This is a genomic window from Pseudarthrobacter sp. IC2-21, assembly GCF_034048115.1.
GTDB lineage: Bacteria > Actinomycetota > Actinomycetes > Actinomycetales > Micrococcaceae > Arthrobacter > Arthrobacter naphthalenicus.
This window is the reverse complement of sequence record NZ_CP139145.1, coordinates 141,577-159,186: the sequence shown is the minus strand read 5'-3', so window position 1 is coordinate 159,186 and position 17,610 is coordinate 141,577. Positions and strand designations below refer to the sequence as shown.

Annotated in this window: 15 protein-coding genes; 4 read left to right on the top strand and 11 right to left on the bottom strand. The window is 64.7% G+C overall.

Features of this window, described 5'->3' with window-relative positions; genetic code table 11:
* Positions 1–4: 4 nt before the first annotated feature.
* Both SBP01_RS00695 and SBP01_RS00690 read right to left on the bottom strand, forming a co-directional pair.
* Positions 5–1,357, bottom strand: coding sequence for an MFS transporter (locus tag SBP01_RS00695; RefSeq protein WP_275215900.1), 1,353 nt, complete (start codon positions 1,355–1,357; stop codon positions 5–7).
* Positions 1,358–1,449: 92 nt separating this feature from the next.
* Entirely contained in the window at positions 1,450–2,208 is a 759-nt protein-coding gene (locus SBP01_RS00690; RefSeq protein WP_320537139.1) for a 5-oxoprolinase subunit PxpA, read from the bottom strand.
* Between the two features lie 106 nt (positions 2,209–2,314).
* On the opposite strand from SBP01_RS00690, the gene SBP01_RS00685 reads away from it, so the two are divergent.
* Positions 2,315–3,010, top strand: coding sequence for a GntR family transcriptional regulator (locus SBP01_RS00685; protein ID WP_320537138.1), 696 nt, complete (start codon positions 2,315–2,317; stop codon positions 3,008–3,010).
* Between the two features lie 51 nt (positions 3,011–3,061).
* Here the strand turns inward: SBP01_RS00685 and mmsB are convergent, their stop codons facing one another.
* The 8 genes from mmsB to SBP01_RS00645 all read right to left on the bottom strand — a co-directional run bounded on the left by mmsB (position 3,062) and on the right by SBP01_RS00645 (position 13,437).
* Entirely contained in the window at positions 3,062–4,351 is a 1,290-nt protein-coding gene (gene mmsB / locus SBP01_RS00680; protein WP_320537137.1) for a multiple monosaccharide ABC transporter permease, read from the bottom strand.
* A gap of 5 nt (positions 4,352–4,356) precedes the next feature.
* Entirely contained in the window at positions 4,357–5,886 is a 1,530-nt protein-coding gene (gene mmsA / locus SBP01_RS00675) for a multiple monosaccharide ABC transporter ATP-binding protein (protein ID WP_320537136.1), read from the bottom strand.
* Between the two features lie 107 nt (positions 5,887–5,993).
* The gene (chvE, locus tag SBP01_RS00670) at positions 5,994–7,118 is read right to left on the bottom strand and encodes a multiple monosaccharide ABC transporter substrate-binding protein (RefSeq protein WP_320537135.1); all 1,125 of its coding nucleotides are present in this window, start codon (positions 7,116–7,118) and stop codon (positions 5,994–5,996) included.
* A gap of 259 nt (positions 7,119–7,377) precedes the next feature.
* The gene (locus tag SBP01_RS00665) at positions 7,378–8,280 is read right to left on the bottom strand and encodes an aldose 1-epimerase family protein (protein ID WP_320537134.1); all 903 of its coding nucleotides are present in this window, start codon (positions 8,278–8,280) and stop codon (positions 7,378–7,380) included.
* The gene (gene araA / locus SBP01_RS00660; protein WP_320537133.1) at positions 8,277–9,812 is read right to left on the bottom strand and encodes an L-arabinose isomerase; all 1,536 of its coding nucleotides are present in this window, start codon (positions 9,810–9,812) and stop codon (positions 8,277–8,279) included. The genes SBP01_RS00665 and araA overlap by 4 nt, the downstream gene beginning before the upstream one ends.
* A 63-nt stretch (positions 9,813–9,875) precedes the next feature.
* The gene (locus SBP01_RS00655) at positions 9,876–10,583 is read right to left on the bottom strand and encodes an L-ribulose-5-phosphate 4-epimerase (RefSeq protein WP_320537132.1); all 708 of its coding nucleotides are present in this window, start codon (positions 10,581–10,583) and stop codon (positions 9,876–9,878) included.
* On the bottom strand, positions 10,580–12,304 hold the full coding sequence (araB, locus tag SBP01_RS00650; protein WP_320537131.1) for a ribulokinase: 1,725 nt from the start codon (positions 12,302–12,304) through the stop codon (positions 10,580–10,582). Before araB ends, SBP01_RS00655 begins: the two co-directional genes overlap by 4 nt.
* Before the next feature lie 110 nt (positions 12,305–12,414).
* Positions 12,415–13,437, bottom strand: a complete 1,023-nt coding sequence (locus tag SBP01_RS00645; RefSeq protein WP_320537130.1) for a LacI family DNA-binding transcriptional regulator — start codon at positions 13,435–13,437, stop codon at positions 12,415–12,417.
* A gap of 115 nt (positions 13,438–13,552) precedes the next feature.
* On the opposite strand from SBP01_RS00645, the gene SBP01_RS00640 reads away from it, so the two are divergent.
* Entirely contained in the window at positions 13,553–13,888 is a 336-nt protein-coding gene (locus tag SBP01_RS00640; protein ID WP_320537129.1) for a hypothetical protein, read from the top strand.
* A 170-nt stretch (positions 13,889–14,058) separates the two neighbouring features.
* Here the strand turns inward: SBP01_RS00640 and SBP01_RS00635 are convergent, their stop codons facing one another.
* Entirely contained in the window at positions 14,059–15,168 is a 1,110-nt protein-coding gene (locus tag SBP01_RS00635) for a glycosyltransferase (RefSeq protein ID WP_320537128.1), read from the bottom strand.
* A gap of 389 nt (positions 15,169–15,557) precedes the next feature.
* Here SBP01_RS00635 and SBP01_RS00630 point away from each other — a divergent pair, with 389 nt between their 5' ends.
* Together SBP01_RS00630 and SBP01_RS00625 are read left to right on the top strand one after the other, a co-directional pair.
* Positions 15,558–16,376: a hypothetical protein gene (locus SBP01_RS00630; RefSeq protein ID WP_320537127.1), complete on the top strand. Its 819-nt coding sequence runs from the start codon at positions 15,558–15,560 to the stop codon at positions 16,374–16,376.
* A complete protein-coding gene (locus SBP01_RS00625) occupies positions 16,373–17,569 on the top strand; it encodes an XRE family transcriptional regulator (RefSeq protein ID WP_320537126.1) in 1,197 nt (398 codons plus the stop codon). Before SBP01_RS00630 ends, SBP01_RS00625 begins: the two co-directional genes overlap by 4 nt.
* The last annotated feature ends 41 nt before the right edge of the window (positions 17,570–17,610 follow it).

The following is a 17,610-nucleotide window of genomic DNA, read 5'->3' as shown; positions in this document are numbered from 1 at the left end:
CCGCTCAGGCGTGGCTGCCGTGGGCGTTGTCAGTGTGGAGCAGGCGGAGGTCCGCTTCCGGCTGCGGGTCACGGCCGAGGCGCATCCCCACGATGGTGACGACGGCGGTGAGCGCGATGTAGCCGGCGATCAGGTACCAGCCGCCGTTGGCCGCGCCGTAGAGGGCGGTGAAGATCAGCGGAGCCACGGCGCCGCCGATCACGCCGGCCAGGGTGTAGGCCAATGAACTGCCGGCGTAGCGCAGACGGGCCGGGAACTGTTCGGTGATGAAGGCTGCCTGCGGGCCGTACATAAAGGCGTGAAGGGCCAGGCCGATCACCACACCCAGGGTCAGCATCAGCACGGACCTGCCCGCGATCATCAGGAAGAACAGCGGAATGTAGACTGCCGTTGCCGCGGCGGCAATGCCGTAGACCCAGCGGCGGTTGAAGCGGTCGGTGAGGGCGCCGGCGGCCGGGATCAGGAAGAGCTGGAACGCGGAACCGATAAGGATGGCGGCCAGCACGTTGCCGGTGGTCATGCCCAGTTCCTTGGTGGCGTAGACGGCCACGAACACGGTGAACAGGGCATAGAGGACGTCCGGGCAGAGGCGGGAAAGTGCGGCGGAGATCAGGGCCTTGGGTTCGGTGGTGAAGACCTCCTTGATGGGCGCCTTGGGGCGCTCACCGTGTGCCTGGATGGCCTTGAAGACCGGGGTTTCCTCGAGCCGGAGACGGATCAGCAGGCCAAAGCCCACCAGGATTGCCGAGGCGAGGAAGGCCACGCGCCAGCCCCAGGACAGGAAGGCCTCATTGCTGAGCGATGCCGCCAGGACGGCCAGGACACCATTGGCCATCAGGTTGCCGGCGGGCGGCCCGATCTGGGCCGCGGAGGACCAGAAGCCGCGCTTGTTGGGGTCGCCGAATTCGCTGGACAGCAGTACCGCGCCGCCCCATTCGCCGCCGACGCCGATGCCCTGGGCAAGGCGCAGCAGAACCAGGATGACGGGGGCCGCGACGCCGATGACGGAGTAGTCAGGCAGCGCACCGATCAGGACGGTGGCGAGGCCGATCAGCACCAGGGTGAAGACCAGGACGTACTTGCGGCCCACTTTGTCGCCGAGGCGGCCGAAGATGACGCCGCCGATCGGGCGGGCCAGGTAGCCCACTGCGAAGGCGGAGAAGGACAGCAGGAGCCCCACGAATTCGTCGTTGGAGGGAAAGAAGATCTTGGGGAACACGAGGGCGGATGCGACCGAGTAGATGGCGAAATCGTAGTACTCGAGCGAGGTGCCGGTGAGGCTGGCGACGTACGCCTTGAGGGCGCCGCGCGGCGGTTTCCTGGACGCGGGCTTCGCTGCCTTGTTGGTGCTGGTCATGGGGTTCCTCCGGGGGTGAGGGTGGCTTGGTTGATGCGGTGACTGCCAGGCTGTGTGGTTCAGGCTGTGCGGTTCAGGCTGGACGTTTCGGGTTAGGCGAACGGGCTGATGCCGATGCCGGCGTCGCCGAGTGCGGACTTCACGGCCGAGGCCATGGCTACGGCCCCGGGTGAGTCACCATGCACGCAGATGCTTTCCGCGCGGAGCTTCAGGATGGAACCGTCGATGGTCCTGACCGATCCCTCGGTTGCCATCCTTAATACATGCTCCGCCACTTCGGCCGTGTCGTGAAGCACCGCGCCCGGGGCCGAGCGGGAGACGAGCGTTCCGTCCGGGTTGTAGGCCCGGTCAGCGAAGGCTTCGGTTACCGCCCGCAGTCCGGCCTTCTCTGCCAGCCGCAGGACTTCAGAACCGGGCAGGCCCATGATCGGCAGGCCGGGGTCCACCGATTTCACGGCATCGACGACAGCCTGCGCCTGGGCGCTGTGGGTGACAATGGCGTTGTAGAGGCCGCCGTGCGGCTTCACATACCGGACCCGCGCTCCCTCAACTGCTGCGAGAGCCTGCAGTGCCCCGATCTGGTAGACGACGTCGTCGGCCAGTTCGCCGGGGCTGATGTCCAGGAAGCGGCGGCCGAAACCGGCGAGGTCCCGGTAGCTGACATGGGCGCCGATGACGACGCCGGCGGCAGCGGCGTCACGGCAGGTCCGGCGGATAACGCCGGGATCGCCGGCGTGGAAGCCGCAGGCCACGTTCGCACTGGAAACAGAGGCAAACATCGCGGCGTCATCACCCAGGGTCCAGCGTCCGAAGGACTCGCCGACGTCGCTGTTCAGGTCGATGGTTGTCATGTGTGATCCCCGTCTCATTGAGTGGTCTAACTAGGATGCACTAAATTTAGCGATTGTTCAACAATCCTTCGATTCAACGATGTGACGATCATGTAAATTTTCAGGTATGGCCACTCCAAGCTCCGCCGTCAGATCCACCGCAGGCCGCCTCCGCGTGGCCGTTCCCTCCGTCGCGGAGCGGGTGGCGGATGAACTTCGCAGCCAGTTGGCCGAGGGAGCCCTGCTTCCCGGCGCACGCCTCACCGAATCCACCATCGCCGAGGACCTGGGCGTCTCCCGGAACACGGTGCGCGAGGCCTTCGCCGAACTGGCCAGCGAGCGGCTCGTGGTCCGGCAGCCCAACCGCGGCGTGTTTGTGGCGAGCCTCGGCGTGGGCGACATCCACGACGTCTACACGGTCCGGCGAGCCATTGAAGTCAGCGCCCTGCGCGGCGGGGGATCAGCGGAGGGCGTGGCCGCCGTGCGCGCCGCCGTCGAGGAGGGCAAGCGGGCCGCGGCCGCCGGCGACGAGGAAGCCCTGGGCAGCGCCAACCAGCATTTCCACGGCGCCATTGTGGCGCTGGCGGGAAGCAGGCGGCTGAACAGCATGATGGCGCAGGTGCTGGCCGAGATGCGGCTGTTTTTCCATAAGGCCACCATGGACGGGCAGTTCTACCACCACTACCTGCGCGAGAACGAGGCGATCTGCGAGGCGCTGGAGGCCGGCGAACCGGACCGCGCGGCCGACCTCCTGCTGGCCTACCTGGACCGCTCCGAGGACAACCTGGCCGACGTGCACGGGGACGCGGCCGACGCTGACTGAGCCGCCGGCCGCGTCCGCGGCACGCTACGTGAAGCTGTGCACTGCCGCCCGCTACTTGGCGGCGGCCGCCGGAGCGGGAACCTCACCCGCGGGTATGCCGGCGTCCGCTGCGGCACCGGTGTCCGGCTTGACCTTCAGGCGCTTGCCGAAGGCCGCGCCGCCGCCCTTGCCGCTGCGGTTCTTGTTGAAAATGTCGAAGCCGACGGCGATCAGCAGCACCAGGCCCTTGATGAGCTGCTGGTAGTCAGTGCCGAGGCCGAGGATGGACATACCGTTGTTCAGGACGCCCATGATCAGGCCGCCGATCATGGCGCCGGCCACAGTGCCGACGCCGCCCTGGACAGCCGCGCCACCGATAAACGCGGCGGCGATGGAGTCCAGTTCAAAGCCTGTGCCGCCGGCCGGTTGTGCGGAGTTGAGCCGGGCGGTGAACACGAGGCCGGCCAGTGCTGCGAGGACACCCATGTTCACGAAAAGCCGGAAGGTGACCGCTTTCGTCTTGATGCCGGACAGCTCTGCGGCATGGAGGTTGCCACCGATCGCGTAGGTGTGGCGGCCAAAGACGCTGTTGTTCATCAGTGCCGTGTAAACAATCACCAGGACAGCGAGAACGATCAGGACGATCGGGGTGCCCCGGTAGCTGGCGAGAAGGAACGTGATGATCAGCATGAGCAGGGCGATGAACACCGTCTTTATGGCGAACCAGGCCATCGGTTCATTCTCAAGATCGAACTTCTTCCGGACCCTGCGTTCTTTGACTGCCTGGATCACCAGTGCCACCGTGGCGCCCACGCCGAGAATGACCGTCAGCCATTCCAGGACGGAGGTGCCGCCGGAAATGTCCGGCAGGAAGCCGCCGCCAAGAGCCCGCAGCTCGGCCGGGAAGGGGGTGATCTGCTGGTTCTTGAGGGTGATCAGGGTCAGGCCTCGGAAGATCAGCATCCCGGCGAGGGTGACGATGAACGCGGGGATCCCAATGTACGCAATCCAGTAGCCCTGCCAGGCGCCCACCAACGCACCGACCAGCAGGCAGGCAGGGATGGCAATCCACCAGGCCCAGCCCCAGTGCACGATCATGACACCGGCCACCGCGCCGATGAAACCGGCAATGGAGCCGACCGAAAGGTCGATGTGTCCGGCGATGATGACCATCACCATACCGATGGCCAGGATCAGGATGTAGCTGTTCTGGACCACCAGGTTGGTGACGTTCTGCGGCTCCAGCAGGATCCCGTCAGTCAGGACTTGGAACAGCAGGACAATCAGGATCAGGGCAACAAAGATGCCAACCTGGCGGAGGCGGCTTGTCAGAAAGCCCAGGGATTCTCGGAGGGCGGACATGTTCGCTATTCCTTCTCTTGGGTCATGAAGTGCATAAGGGTTTCCTGCGATGCGTCGGCGATGGGAACCTCGCCGGTGATGTGCCCGGCGGACAGGGTGTAGATCCGGTCGCAGATGCCCAGCAGCTCGGGCAGTTCGGAGGAAATCACGATGACTGCCTTACCTTCAGCGGCCAGCTTCGCGATGATCGTGTAAATCTCAAACTTGGCGCCGACGTCGATTCCGCGAGTGGGCTCGTCAAGGATCAGCACGTCCGGGTCGGAGAACATCCACTTGCTCAGCACCACCTTCTGCTGGTTGCCGCCGGACAGTTTGCCCGTGATGGCCGCAACGGACGGGGCCTTGATGTTCATGCTCTTGCGGTATTGGTTGGCCACCACGGTTTCCTGGTTCTTATCCACCCAGCCCCGCTTGACCAGCTTGGGAAGCGCGGCCATGGACACGTTCCGCTTGATGTCCTCAATGAGGTTCAGCCCATAGCGTTTGCGGTCCTCGGTGGCGTAGGCGATCCCGTGCTTGATGGCGGCGGAAACAGTGCCGGTGTTGATTTCCACGCCGTGCTTGAAGACCTTGCCTGACGTTGCGGTGCCGTAACTGCGGCCAAACACGCTCATGGCCAGCTCTGTCCTGCCGGCACCCATCAGCCCGGCCAGCCCTACCACCTCGCCCTTGCGGACGTTGAGGCTGGCGTTGGTGACCACCATCCTGCTGTGGTCCTGCGGGTGCCGCACGGACCAGTCCTCGATCCGCAGGACTTCCTCACCGATCCGGGGAGTGCGGTCCGGGTAGAGACTCTCAAGGTCGCGGCCGACCATTCCGCGGATGATGCGTTCCTGCGTGATCCCGCCGTCGCCGAGGCGGAGCGTTTCGATGGTCTTGCCGTCACGGATGATGGTGACGGCGTCCGCAACCTTGCGGATCTCGTTGAGCTTGTGGCTGATGATGATGGATGTGACGCCCTGGCCTTTGAGATGCAGGATCAGGTCCAGCAGGTGGCCCGAGTCCTCGTCGTTGAGGGCGGCCGTCGGTTCGTCGAGGATAAGGAGCTTGACCTGCTTGGACAGCGCCTTGGCGATTTCCACCAGCTGCTGCTTGCCCACGCTGATCTGCTGCACAGGAGTGACAGGGTTTTCGCTCAGCCCCACCCGTGCCAGGAGCTTCGCGGCCTCCAGGTTGGTCTTGCGCCAGTCCACCCAGCCCCGCGTGGCCTGTTCGTTGCCAAGGTAGATGTTCTCCGCGATCGACAGGTAGGGGCTCAGTGCCAGTTCCTGGTGGATGATCACGATTCCGCGCTTCTCGCTGTCGCCGATGCTGGCGAAGTTGCAGGGCTCGTTTTCGAACAGGATGTCGCCGTCGAAGGAGCTGTGGGGGTAGACACCGGACAGCACCTTCATCAGGGTGGATTTTCCGGCACCGTTCTCGCCGCAGATGGCATGGACCTCGCCGCGGTTCACCTGCAGGGTGACGTCCTGGAGCGCTTTCACGCCCGGGAAGGTCTTCGTGATTCCGCGCATTTGAAGAATGGGTGTGTTCATCGCCAATTCTCACTGACTGGTTGTATCTGGGACCGCCTGCGGCTGCAGGGGTCTACGGGAAGGGCGGCGGCCAGGACCCGACGGCGGGCCGCCGCCCTTCGAGATCGCTACTTGACGTCGGCCGCCGTGTAGTAGCCGGAGTCGATGAGTTCCTTCTGGTAGTTGTCCTTGGTGATGATGACGGACTTCAGCAGGTACGCCGGGACAACCTTGACCTTATTGTTGTAGGTCTTGGTGTCGTTGACCTCGGGCTCCTGGCCCTTCAGGAGGGCATCCACCATCTTCACGGCCTGGGCGCCCAGCTGGCGGGTGTCCTTGAAGATCGTTGAGTACTGCTCACCGGCGGTGATGGACTTGACGGAACCCTTTTCGGCGTCCTGCCCGGTAACGATCGGCAGGCTTCCCTTGGCGTAGCCGCCGGTGCTGGTCAGGGCGGAGATGATGCCGATGGAGAGGCCGTCATACGGTGAGAGGACGCCGTTGAGCTTGGTGCCGGAGCTGTAGGCGGCGGTGAGGATGTCTTCCATGCGCTTCTGGGCCACGGGGGCCTGCCAGCGCAGGATGGCTGCCTGCTCGAACTTGGTCTGTCCGCTGGGCACCTTCAGGGTGCCGGCATCCATGTACGGCTTGAGGGTGTCCATGGCGCCTGACCAGAAGAAGTTGGCGTTGTTGTCGTCCGGGCTCCCGGCGAAGAGTTCCACGTTGAAGGGCCCCTTGCCGTCCACCTTCTTGCCGGCCGCATCGACCAGGCCCAGGCCGGTCAGCAGCGATGTGGCCTGCTGCACGCCGACGGTGTAGTTGTCGAAGGTGGTGTAGAAATCGACGTTCGGCGTGCCGTTGATGAGCCGGTCGTAGGCGATGACCTTGACGTTCTGTTCCTTGGCCTTGGCAAGGACGTCGGTCAGCGTGGTGCCGTCAATGGCCGCCACAATCAAGGCCTTGGCGCCCTTGGTGAGCATGTTCTCAATCTGCGCCACCTGCGTGGGGATATCATCGTTGGCGTACTGCAGATCGGCCTTGTAGCCAAGCTTGGCGACGGAGTCGGAGACGTTCTTGCCGTCCGCGATCCACCGCTCCGACGTCTGCGTCGGCATTGAGATTCCCACCAGGGCGCCGGCGGCACCGCTGGCGGCGGGCTCAGCCGACGCGCCGCCGCGGCTGCCGCAGCCAGTGGCTCCGACAGTCACAGCGAGGACAACCGCAACGGTGCCCAGGAGTTTCCTGATCTTCACAATTTTCTCCTTTCGCGGGCACGTGGCCCGCGAAGTTGCTGATCGCAGCCCTGCACGTCGTTGTGCCCCCTGCGGGGCGGGTAACAGCGGAAGGAATGCGTAGGTCTGGATGGAACGGAATGCGGCCGGTGAACGATCGCCGGCAAATTGTTATCGCTAACAATGCGTCAAACATAGCTTCTCAGTGCATGTGAGTCAACGCACATCGGCGTTTATCTTAGACCGGATCCGCAACGCATCCGCCCCGTTGACGGATGCATCACGCGGCAAAGATGCGCCACGCAGCGCGGTGGGAGGCTCCCGGTTCAAGCCGCACGAGGTCGGTGCCGCTGTTGAACGCGTCCGGCGGGCAGGTCATCGGTTCGACGGCGAGCCCCAGCCGGGTGGGCAGCGGCGGTTCCGCGTCCCCGGTGTAGAGCTGCACCCAGGCGCAGCTTCGGTCCCACGCCATCCCGGCGCCGGTCCCGCCCGGGGCCCGGACCACCACGCACGCCTGCCCACCGCCGTCGAACGCTATGTCGGTGAAGGCGTGGTCGATTGCCATGGAGCCGATGGCGCGGGCAGCGCGGAAGTCGTAGTTGTGCCCGGCCACCGAATGGGCGGTCAGCGGCAGCAGCCTGTCGGCCGTCACTCCCAGGAATGTACCTGCGGGAATTTCCAGGCTCCATTCGTCCAGGGGCGCCGGTCCCGCCAGCAGATAGGGGTGCGGGCACACGCCGTACGGTGCGGCCTGCTCCCCCGCGTTGGTTGCAGTCACGGTGGTGTGCAGGCCGTCGCTGTCCAGCCGGTACTTGGCGGTGATAGTCAACGCGAACGGGTAGCCCGGCGTCGGCCCGATGCTGCAGCACAGCGTGAGCGCGGACTCGCTGCGCGTTTCCAGTGTCCAGTCGAGCTCCGGGGTGAAGCCGTGCAGGGCGCACTGCCGGGCCGGTTCGTTCACCGGCACCTGGTAGTCCACACCGTCAAACGTGTACTTTCCGTCCGGGATCCGGTTCGGCCAGGGCGCAACGATCACGCCGCGGAAGGATGGGTTGGGCCCGTCGGCCGGGAACGGGACCACGAGGTCCCGTCCCCCGTGCTGCAACACGCGGACGGCCGCTCCGCGCGCAGTGATCTGCGCGGTGTACTGCCCGTGCCGAAGCCCGTATTCGGGTCCGGTCACAGGCCGCCGGCCAGCTTGTAGTAGGCGGCGTTCCAGGCGAGTTCCTTCTTGAAGCCCCGGATGGTGGTGCCCTCGTCGATGGTGAGCAGCTCGGTCTGGGCGATCTCGGCGAAGTCCTCGAACACGTCCATTCCGACGGCGGTGGAGAGCACGGTGTGGTGGGCCGCCCCGGCGGTCAGCCAGGCCGCGGCCGAGGTCGCGAAGTCCGGTTTCGGCGCCCACAGCGCGCGGGCCACCGGAAGGTTGGGCAGCGGCTCGTCCAGGTCCACGACGTCCACCGCGTTCGCCACGAGGCGGAACCGGTCACGCATGTCGGACAGGGCAACCACAACGCCGGGGCCGGCGTCAGTGTCGAAGACCATCCGTACCGGGTCTTCCTTGCCGCCGATACCGAGGGGGTGGATTTCGACGCGCGGCTTGGTAGCGGTCAGGGAGGGGCAGACCTCCAGCATGTGGGCGCCCAGGATCTTTTCCTGGCCCGGGACGAGGTGGTACGTGTAGTCCTCCATCAGCGAGGCGCCGCCGGGGAGGCCCGCGCCCATCACCTTGGCCGCCCGGACCAGGATGGCTGTCTTCCAGTCGCCCTCGGCGCCGAAGCCGTAACCGTCGGCCATGAGCCGCTGGACGGCCATGCCGGGCAGCTGGCGCAAGGCGCCGAGGTCCTCGAAGGAGGTGGTGAAAGCGGCGGAGCCGTTGGCCTCCAGGAAGCTGCGCAGGCCCAGTTCGATCCGCGCGCTGTAGCGCAGCGACTCATGCCGCGCTCCCCCGGCGCGGAGTTCGGGGGCCACCTCGTAGAGGTCCTCGTACTCCGCAACCAAGGTGTCGACGTCGGACTCTGCGGCGCCGTGCACCGCTTCGGCGAGTTCGTTGACGGACCAGGTGTTGACGGAGACGCCGAAGCGGAGCTCGGCTTCGGTCTTGTCACCTTCGGTGACGGCGACGTTGCGCATGTTGTCGCCGAAGCGGGTGAGCTTCAGGGTCCGGACGGCCGCCCAGCCGGCCGAGGCGCGCTGCCAGGATCCCACCTGACGGGACACGTCGGGGTTGGATACGTGCCCCACCACTGTCTTGCGCGGAATGCCGAGGCGCGACTGGATGTAGCCGAACTCCCGGTCGCCGTGCGCGGCCTGGTTCAGGTTCATGAAATCGAAGTCGATGTCCGCCCACGGCAGTTCAACGTTCGCTTGGGTGTGCAGGTGCAGGAGCGGCTTGCGGAGCAGGTCCAGGCCCCGGATCCACATCTTGGCCGGGGAGAAAGTGTGCATCCAGGCGGTCACGCCAATCACGGCGTCGTCCGAGTTCGCTTCCAGGGCGGTGCGGCGGATGGCGTCCGAATCGGTGAGCACGGGCTTCCAGACGAGCTTGACCGGGACATCCGAGGACTCGTTGAGGGCGGCGGCTATCTCCTGGGACTGTGCAGCCACCTGTTTGAGGACGTCCTCGCCGTAGAGGTGCTGGCTGCCGGTGAGGAACCAGACTTCGTACTGCTCGAGCGAAGTTCTGTTTGCGGAGGTGTTGATGGTGTTGGGCATGGATTCTCCTGCTGAAGTAAAAGGGGCGACGGCGGTGGGTGGCCTGGTGGCCTGGTGAGTGGCCTAGCGGCCGTAGACGTTCTGGTAGCGGTCGTACAGGGAGCCGATCTGCGCCGGATCGATGGGCAGGGGCTCGCCAAGCTGGCGGGAAATATGGACGGTCCGGGCCACTTCCTCGCACATGACCGCGGCTTTCACTGCCGCCCGGGCGTCCTTGCCGATCGTGAACGGCCCGTGGTTCTGCATCAGGACGGCCGGCGAATTGGAGTTCTTGAGCGCCTCCACGATGCCCTGGCCGATCGAGTCGTCCCCGATCAGCGCGAAGGGGCCAACCGGGATGGGGCCGCCGAACTCATCGCCCATCATGGTGAGCACGCACGGGATCGCCTCGCCGCGTGCGGCCCAGGCGGTGGCGTAGGTGGAATGCGTGTGGACAACACCGCCGACGTCGGGCATGTTGCGGTAGACGTACGCGTGCGCCGCGGTATCCGACGAGGGCGACAACGGCGGGTTGCCCCAGTGGACGGTGCCGCCGCTGCCGATGTTGGCGCCGCTGACCGGAGTGCCGTAGAGGTCCGTGACCACCAGAAGCTCGGGACGCAGGTCATCGTAGGAAACCCCGGACGGTTTGATGACCATCAGATCGTGCCCGGGCACCCGGGCGGACACGTTGCCTGCGGTCCACACCACCAGCCCGTAGCGGGTGAGTTCGGCATGCAGGGCGCACACCTCGGCCCGCAGTTGGGCGATGGATTCCTGCAGCGCGCTCATGCGGAAACCGCGGCCGTGACGAGGGGGCGGACGGCGCGGCGCTGGATGGCCTTGAGCCGGTGCATGACGTCGTTGGTGCCGCGGCCGAAGTAGTCGTGCAGCGTCCGGTACTCCTGGAATAGGTCCTCGTAGGCGGCAACGTTCGCCGGGATGGGGGTGAAGACCGCGCCAGGCTCGGAGCCCATGGCCTCGGCTGCCGCGCGGATGTCGGGGTATCGGTCCGCGGCCACGGCCGCGTGGATGGCTGAACCGAGGGCGGGACCCTGGGTTGAGCCGATGGTGGAGAGCTGCAGGCCCGTGACGTCGGCGTAGATCTGCATCAGGAGCGTGTTTTTTACCAGCCCGCCGGCCACGATGAATTCCTTGACGGGCACACCGGAATCGCGGAAGGCGTCCACGATGGTCCGGGTGCCGAAGGCGGTGGCTTCCAGCAGGGCGCGGTAGGTGTCTTCCGGCCGGGTGGCGAGGGTCTGCCCCACCACGAGGCCGGAGAGTTCATGGTCCACCAGCACCGACCGGTTGCCGGAATGCCAGTCCAGGGCGATCAGGCCGTGTTCGCCGATGGCCTGGTTTGCGGCGAGTTCGGTGAGATATTCGTGGATGCCCAAGCCGCGGGCAGCGGCGGCGTGGTGGTACTCCGGCGGGACGCCGTTCTTGGTGAACCAGCCGAAGATGTCGCCGACGCCGGACTGTCCGGCTTCGTAGCCCCACAGGCCGTCCACAATGCCGCCGTCCACCACGCCGCACATGCCCGGGACTTCGTGCAGTTCGGCGCCGTTCATGACGTGGCAGGTTGAGGTGCCCATGATGGCCACCAGCTGTCCGGGTTCCACCGCTTTTGCCGCCGGGACGGTGACGTGGGCATCCACATTGCCTACCGCCACCGCGATCCCCTCCGGCAGCCCGGTCCAGGCGGCCGCCTCGGCCGTGAGGTAGCCCGCGGCGTCGCCCAGACGGCCGATGGTGTGCGCCAGTTTGGTCCTGACGAAGTCCTTGAACTGTGGGTTGAGGGCCGCCAGGAAATCCTCGGAGGGGTAGCGGCCGTCCTGGTAGATGCCCTTGTAGCCGGCGGTGCAGGCGTTGCGGACGTAGTTGCCGCAGAGCTGCCAGACGATCCAGTCGGCGGCCTCCACCCAGTGGTCCATCGCGGCATAGGTCTCCGGGTCTTCCTCCAGGAGCTGCAGTCCCTTGGCGAATTCCCATTCGGACGAGATGAGGCCGCCGTAGCGCGGGAGCCAGTTTTCTTTGCGCTCGGCGGCCAACGCGTTGATGCGGTCCGCCTGCGGCTGCGCCGCGTGGTGGCGCCACAGTTTCACGTAGGCGTGCGGCCGGTTGGCAAAGCCGCCGACCTCATTCAGTGGCGTCCCGTCGGCCTTGACCGGCACCATGGTGCAGGCGGTGAAGTCGGTGGCAATCCCGACGACGGCGGCGGGGTCGATCCCGGCGTCGGCGATCGCCGCAGGGACCGCGTTGCGAAGGACGTCGCGGTAGTCGTTAGGCACCTGCAGGGCCCATTCCCCGGGAAGCCGGGCGGCGCCGTCGTCCGCTACACCCGCGACATCGGGCGGCAGGGTGTCCGTCACCACCGCATGCGGGTAGTCGAAGACGCCGCTGCCCAGCTCCTTGCCGTCACGGACCCGGACCACCACAGCGCGCCCGGAGAGCGTGCCGTAGTCCACGCCAATGACAAAGTTTTCGGTTCCGTCCACTGAGACGTCCATCAAATCCTCCAAGGTAATTTCGCAGCATTGCGAACCCCACCATTGTTAGCGCTAACAAAGAAGGTGTCAAGGAAATGATGCGTTCGGGTGATTCGAGTGGGCTCCCGGCGTCAGGGTTGGGGCGGCCGGGCGGCGGTGCTGGCCCGCACCACCAGCTCGGGGCCGACTACCAGGGTGCCGCCGGCGGCACCCTCCTCGATCTGGGCGCGCATCAGGTCCATGCAGCGCTTGCCGAGTTCCTCGAAGTCCTGGCGGACAGTGGTCAGCGGGGGCATGAAGTAGGCCGATTCAGGCTGGTCGTCGAAGCCGACCACGGACACGTCCTCGGGTACGCGGACGCCCTTCTCGCCGAAGGCCCGCAGCAGGCCCAGGGCCATTTGGTCGTTGCTGACGAACACTGCTGTGGCGGTGCGCTGCTCGGCCAGCTGCTGCCCGATCCGGTACCCGCTGCCCGCACTCCAGTCGCCCTCGACCAGCAGGTCGTCACTGAGGCCGGCTTCCGCCAGTTCCTCGCGCCAGCCGTCAACACGGGCCTGGCCGTCGATCCAGTCCAGCGGTCCGGAGACGTGGCCGATGCGCCGGTGGCCAAGGCTGATCAGGTGGGCCACCGCCAGGCGTGCGCCGAGCTTCTGGTCCAGCATCACCCCGCACAGGTTCCCCTGGCCGGCTGCGCCCACCACGATCACCGGCACGTTCAGTTTCAGGCGCTCCAGCACCTCCAGGGTCCCGTCGTGCGGGGCGATCACAATCAAACCGTCCGTGCCCTGGTCCGTCAGGTGGCGCACGGCATCGGAAATCGCCTCGGACCCGGCCCCCTTGATCGCGGCAATGCTCACGAAATAGCCTGCCTCCCGGGCGGCCTGCTGGACGCCCAGGAGTGTATTCGCCGGCCCGTACTGTCCCAGCTCGGAGGCGACGACGCCGATGGTCTGGGTACGGCGGGTCACCAGACTCCGCGCGGCGGTGTTGCGCCGGTAGCCAAGCTCGGCAATCGCCGCTTCTACGCGACCCCGCGTCGCTGCACTGACATTGGGGTGGTTGTTGATCACCCGCGAGACCGTCTGGTGGGAAACATTGGCCCGCGCTGCCACGTCTTCAAGCCGCGGCAGGCGCCGGTCATGATTGCTTCCCATACGAGTTGCCCTTCCTCCGTTTGCGGCACGTGCGTGACATCAAGTTACCGCAGGGAGGTGCCCCTATTGGGCGCTCCGGCCGAGCGTGACCACAGCTCCCGGCTAGGCTGGACGGATGAAACGCCGACTTGCCGTCCTGTCCGCAGTTCCCCTGCTCCTCGTTATTGCCGGCTGTGGTTCGGTGCAGGAAGCGGCCGGAAACGCCGCGAATGACGCCGCTTCCAAGGTAGCCACCGCCGCCACGGATGAGGTTCGCAAGCAGGTCTGCACGGTGGTGGAGGACGGACTGGTCAGCGCCTCGGACAGGGCGGCGCTGGGCGGACTCGTCTCCGCCGCGGACGCGGCCGGGGTGCCTGCGGAAATTACGACGCCGCTGGGCCGGATCGCCGACGCCGGTGACAAGGTGCCGGCTGATTCCGTCGACGCGCTAAGGGAGGCTTGCGGGGCGTAGGTGTTCGCGGCGTTTGCCGCGCAGCACGCGGTAGTTCCGGGAGCTGTGTCTACTCGCGCTTTGGTGCTGCTAACGGACCTTAAGATCTGCGGCCGGATACGCGAGGTCCGCGGCGGAACCCCGGGCCACGTGCCATCGGGCGTCCAGAACGTGTGATGATCGGCCCGAAGTCAGCTGACGGTTTCTATCAGTAGCCGGGCGCCGGCCCGGGCGCCGTCAGACTCCCGCAGGCGTTGCCCCACGGCGGCCGCGGCCAGACTGAAAGCTGGCAGGTTAATGACGTCTCCGAGAGCGTGGGCGATCTTATCTCGTGACGCTGAAGATTTGATCAGCAGTCCGGCTCCAGCGTCCTGCACCGCCTGACCCACCATTCGCTGATCAAGGAGGGGGTGCATGGGGGCTATCACCAGAGGCAGACCGTGCGCCAAGGCGAGCATCGTTGTTGCATGCCCGCCATGCCCGAGCACCGCAACGCACTCTGGCATTACCTCCTTGTGCGGAAGGTACCGGTAAACGGTCGTGTTCCGGGGTGCCTGTATTGACGTCGGACTGATAGCGGGCCCGGTTGTCAGAATCACCTCCACAGGAAGATCGTTCACTGCATTCAACGCCTTCTGCAAGAATGCCTCCTGCCCGCTGAATGCTGTGGTGGACAAACTGATGAGGACACGTGGCCTGGTGCCAGGCCGGAGCGCCTCCGCCGGCCTGTCAATGTCGATTACCGCCCCGGACCAGACCACTTTCCCATCCCGGCTCGGCTTGCCGGCCGGGTCAAGCTGCTGATCTGCGCACACCAGCACCCGGTGTGCACTTCTCATCACCTTGCCCGGGCCCAATCCGCGCACGGCCAGGATGGCCGCAATCGGACTACGCCGGAACGGGCCATCGAAGAACGCATAAAGGCTGTGGACCAGGGCCACGGTGCGGAACCCAGCCTTGACGGCGGCGTCCATGGCGCCCAGCAGCAGGCAGTCCACGATCACCACATCCGGGGGCTCCTTCCTGGCTTCTTCCAGAAGGTCCTGTGCGATGCCAGCGTCCGCGAACACGGATACCATCATGGAGACCTGGCGCAGTGTTGGCATCTGCTCTGCCGGCGTCATCCTTGGCGAATGGCTGTAGGGCCGAAACTCCGCACCTGAAGTCCCAATTGCAGCGGCCTGACGAGAATGACCCAAAAAGCGCACCCTGTGACCAAGGTTCACCAGCTCGCGTGCAATGCCGAGCGCGGGTGGCAAATTCCCTCCGGCGTCGAGGGTTGCAAAAAGGAAGTACGACACGCGCATTCTCCTGCCATCAGCAAGGCTACGGACCGATGGTCAGAATTTTAGGCCCTTTCTACGGCCGCGGAGACCCTGGGATCCCTTTGGGGCTACTCCCGCCTGTTGTATATGGCCGATAACGGACGTTATGTCAAGTTGTACTCTGCGTATCTCATCAGATGAATCATCAGGGCCCTCTCCCGCGGAGTTCTGTAGGGGGCCCGAACGATGAACTCCCAAGGAAAGACCGCCCCACTACCGAAACCCTCGGCGCCCGTCTGCAAGATGTGGCCCACCGAGAAGAGACTGGCTTCTTTTATGCCGGCCATTGATCAAGATTTCCGCAAGATATCTATTCAAGGTGTTGTTTCCGTACGCAATTACTGCAAATGGTATACGGTGGAACCATGACCGAACGAGAAGATCTTCTCCGCAGACTTGAACACGCAGGCATTCTTGGTGCGATTAGCTGGGCATACCGCTCCGCTGCGCGGCAAGTGGCGGAAGATTATTCCGAGGAATCAGGGCACGACGTGGCGTGGGTGGGACAGACGCGTTATACCCTGTTTCGCGATCGGCTAGACCGGGTGTTCTCCTGCGGCCGCTACTCACTCGCTGCGGACGCATTGCCTGGTGAAGGTAGAGATGTCGTAACAGCAACACTGCCTCAGGCTGAAGTCGACTCGATGCCCGCAATCGAAGCGGACGTTGTCCAACGTTCAAACTTGAATAAAAGCGTCGGCTGGTCCTTTGAAGATATCCGGTGGTTGTTGGCATCCGGTCCATACCGGAAGCTGGACGCCATTCGGTGGGACAGAAAAAGTCAAACTAAAAAGCTAGTCGCGCAACAGCGAAATTTCAATCCGGACCAGGCCTCGCTGTTCGAGGCTCTTCCCGAAGTCGAAACAGCAGCGTTGTTCGACGCCACGACATCCCCCGATTTTGAGGATTTGGATCGTCTGACCCTTGTTGTTGCTCATTCGCAAGACGTCGTGTCTTGGCTTGGTGAACTGGGGATCGGGATGCCCAGGCTAAGTCAAGGGGACGGATCGGCATGGAACTGGTTCTCAAACCTCCTCGCCGCACCTCCTGTCAGGACAAATTCTCGTCTGGTTGTCCAGGCTGCTTCGAATGACGACCATTTGAACGAGCCCGACGCGCCCGTCAAGCTCCGCAGCAGGAACGCTGCCAGCAACCGACTTCAGAAGAACGCTATTAATCCATGAACAGCACCATTGATGGTCCCAGCCGAGCAGCCGACGTCGCCGCTTTTTTCGACGGTTCCCGTCTTACAATTGCGCGCAAACTAGCCGGTTGGCGGAAGAGCAGCCTAGCTACGGCAATCGGAATGAGTCCTGCAGCAGTTAGCTCATGGGAGTTTGGAGATAAGCGTCCTAGCCCGGCCGCCATAGCTCAACTGGCGCTCACACTGCAAGTGGACCCTAGCTTCTTTTCTTCGCGGCCGGGCTCTCTCACGTCAGCGAAGAGCACTCCACATTTCAGGTCTCTCCGATCGACCACTCAGATTGCTCGGGACCAAGCGGACGCATACGGGCTGCTGGCCGTTGATGTAGCCTCGGCGCTGGAATCTCGCGTAGAGCTTCCCGCTGTCAACGTACCGGTCTACCCCGTCGACGAAAGTGGTTTGGAAGGCAACGGTCCCGAGCTGGCCGCCAAGCATGTTCGGGACGGTTGGAGCCTGCCAGCGGGCCCCATCCGGAACATGATCCGCCTGCTCGAGAACAACGGCGTCCTGGTGGTCTTCAGTCCTGAGCAGACTGCTTCCGTCGACGCGTACTCGTTCTCTACCGCCGTTCGCCCTGCCATTGTTTTGAATCCAGTAAAGCGCGACTATTATCGCCAGCGCTTCGATGCCGCACATGAACTGGGCCATCTAGTTATGCACGGAGATTCGGAACCAGGTGGCCGTCTTGTTGAAGAGCAAGCAAACAGGTTCGCATCCGAATTTCTTGCTCCCGAAGCCGAGATTAAGGATGAGCTACCGACGGCTATAAACGCCGCCGCCTGGAGGACATTTGGGCGACTAAAGGAGGAATGGCGCGTGAGCCTTCAGTCGCTTCTGTTCAGGGCGCGTCAGCTCGGGCGGCTATCAGATGTCTCGTACAGAAACGCCATGATGACCGTCTCCGCGAAGGGTTGGCGCCGGGCTGAACCAGGCCTAATTTCAACCGTCGAGACACCCTCGCTACTTGCTCGTTCAGTCGAGTTGTTGACCGCAGAAGGCGTGAGTGAGCAGGCACTCATACACGAGTGCGGAGTGCCCGCCGAGCTTTTTCGCGTCATGACGTCGCGCACCCCTGAGTTGACCCTAACGGCGCAAGACTCCGTGCAAACACCTGAGGGCAAGCCACAAAAGGCGCAAGTGGTTTCGCTGCTACACCGCCGCGAGCTTCGTTAGGGCTGAGCGAACGTTCATGCCGGTGATCCCGTGGCCAATAA

Excerpts from the sequence above, each read along its gene's own strand:
- SBP01_RS00695 (WP_275215900.1), bottom strand. The coding sequence starts at position 1,357 with ATGACCAGCACCAACAAGGCAGCGAAGCCCGCGTCCAGGAAACCGCCG.
- SBP01_RS00690 (WP_320537139.1), bottom strand. The coding sequence starts at position 2,208 with ATGACAACCATCGACCTGAACAGCGACGTCGGCGAGTCCTTCGGACGC.
- SBP01_RS00685 (WP_320537138.1), top strand. The coding sequence starts at position 2,315 with ATGGCCACTCCAAGCTCCGCCGTCAGATCCACCGCAGGCCGCCTCCGC.
- mmsB (WP_320537137.1), bottom strand. The coding sequence starts at position 4,351 with ATGTCCGCCCTCCGAGAATCCCTGGGCTTTCTGACAAGCCGCCTCCGC.
- mmsA (WP_320537136.1), bottom strand. The coding sequence starts at position 5,886 with ATGAACACACCCATTCTTCAAATGCGCGGAATCACGAAGACCTTCCCG.
- araA (WP_320537133.1), bottom strand. The coding sequence starts at position 9,812 with ATGCCCAACACCATCAACACCTCCGCAAACAGAACTTCGCTCGAGCAG.
- SBP01_RS00655 (WP_320537132.1), bottom strand. The coding sequence starts at position 10,583 with ATGAGCGCGCTGCAGGAATCCATCGCCCAACTGCGGGCCGAGGTGTGC.
- araB (WP_320537131.1), bottom strand. The coding sequence starts at position 12,304 with ATGGACGTCTCAGTGGACGGAACCGAAAACTTTGTCATTGGCGTGGAC.
- SBP01_RS00645 (WP_320537130.1), bottom strand. The coding sequence starts at position 13,437 with ATGGGAAGCAATCATGACCGGCGCCTGCCGCGGCTTGAAGACGTGGCA.
- SBP01_RS00640 (WP_320537129.1), top strand. The coding sequence starts at position 13,553 with ATGAAACGCCGACTTGCCGTCCTGTCCGCAGTTCCCCTGCTCCTCGTT.
- SBP01_RS00630 (WP_320537127.1), top strand. The coding sequence starts at position 15,558 with ATGACCGAACGAGAAGATCTTCTCCGCAGACTTGAACACGCAGGCATT.
- SBP01_RS00625 (WP_320537126.1), top strand. The coding sequence starts at position 16,373 with ATGAACAGCACCATTGATGGTCCCAGCCGAGCAGCCGACGTCGCCGCT.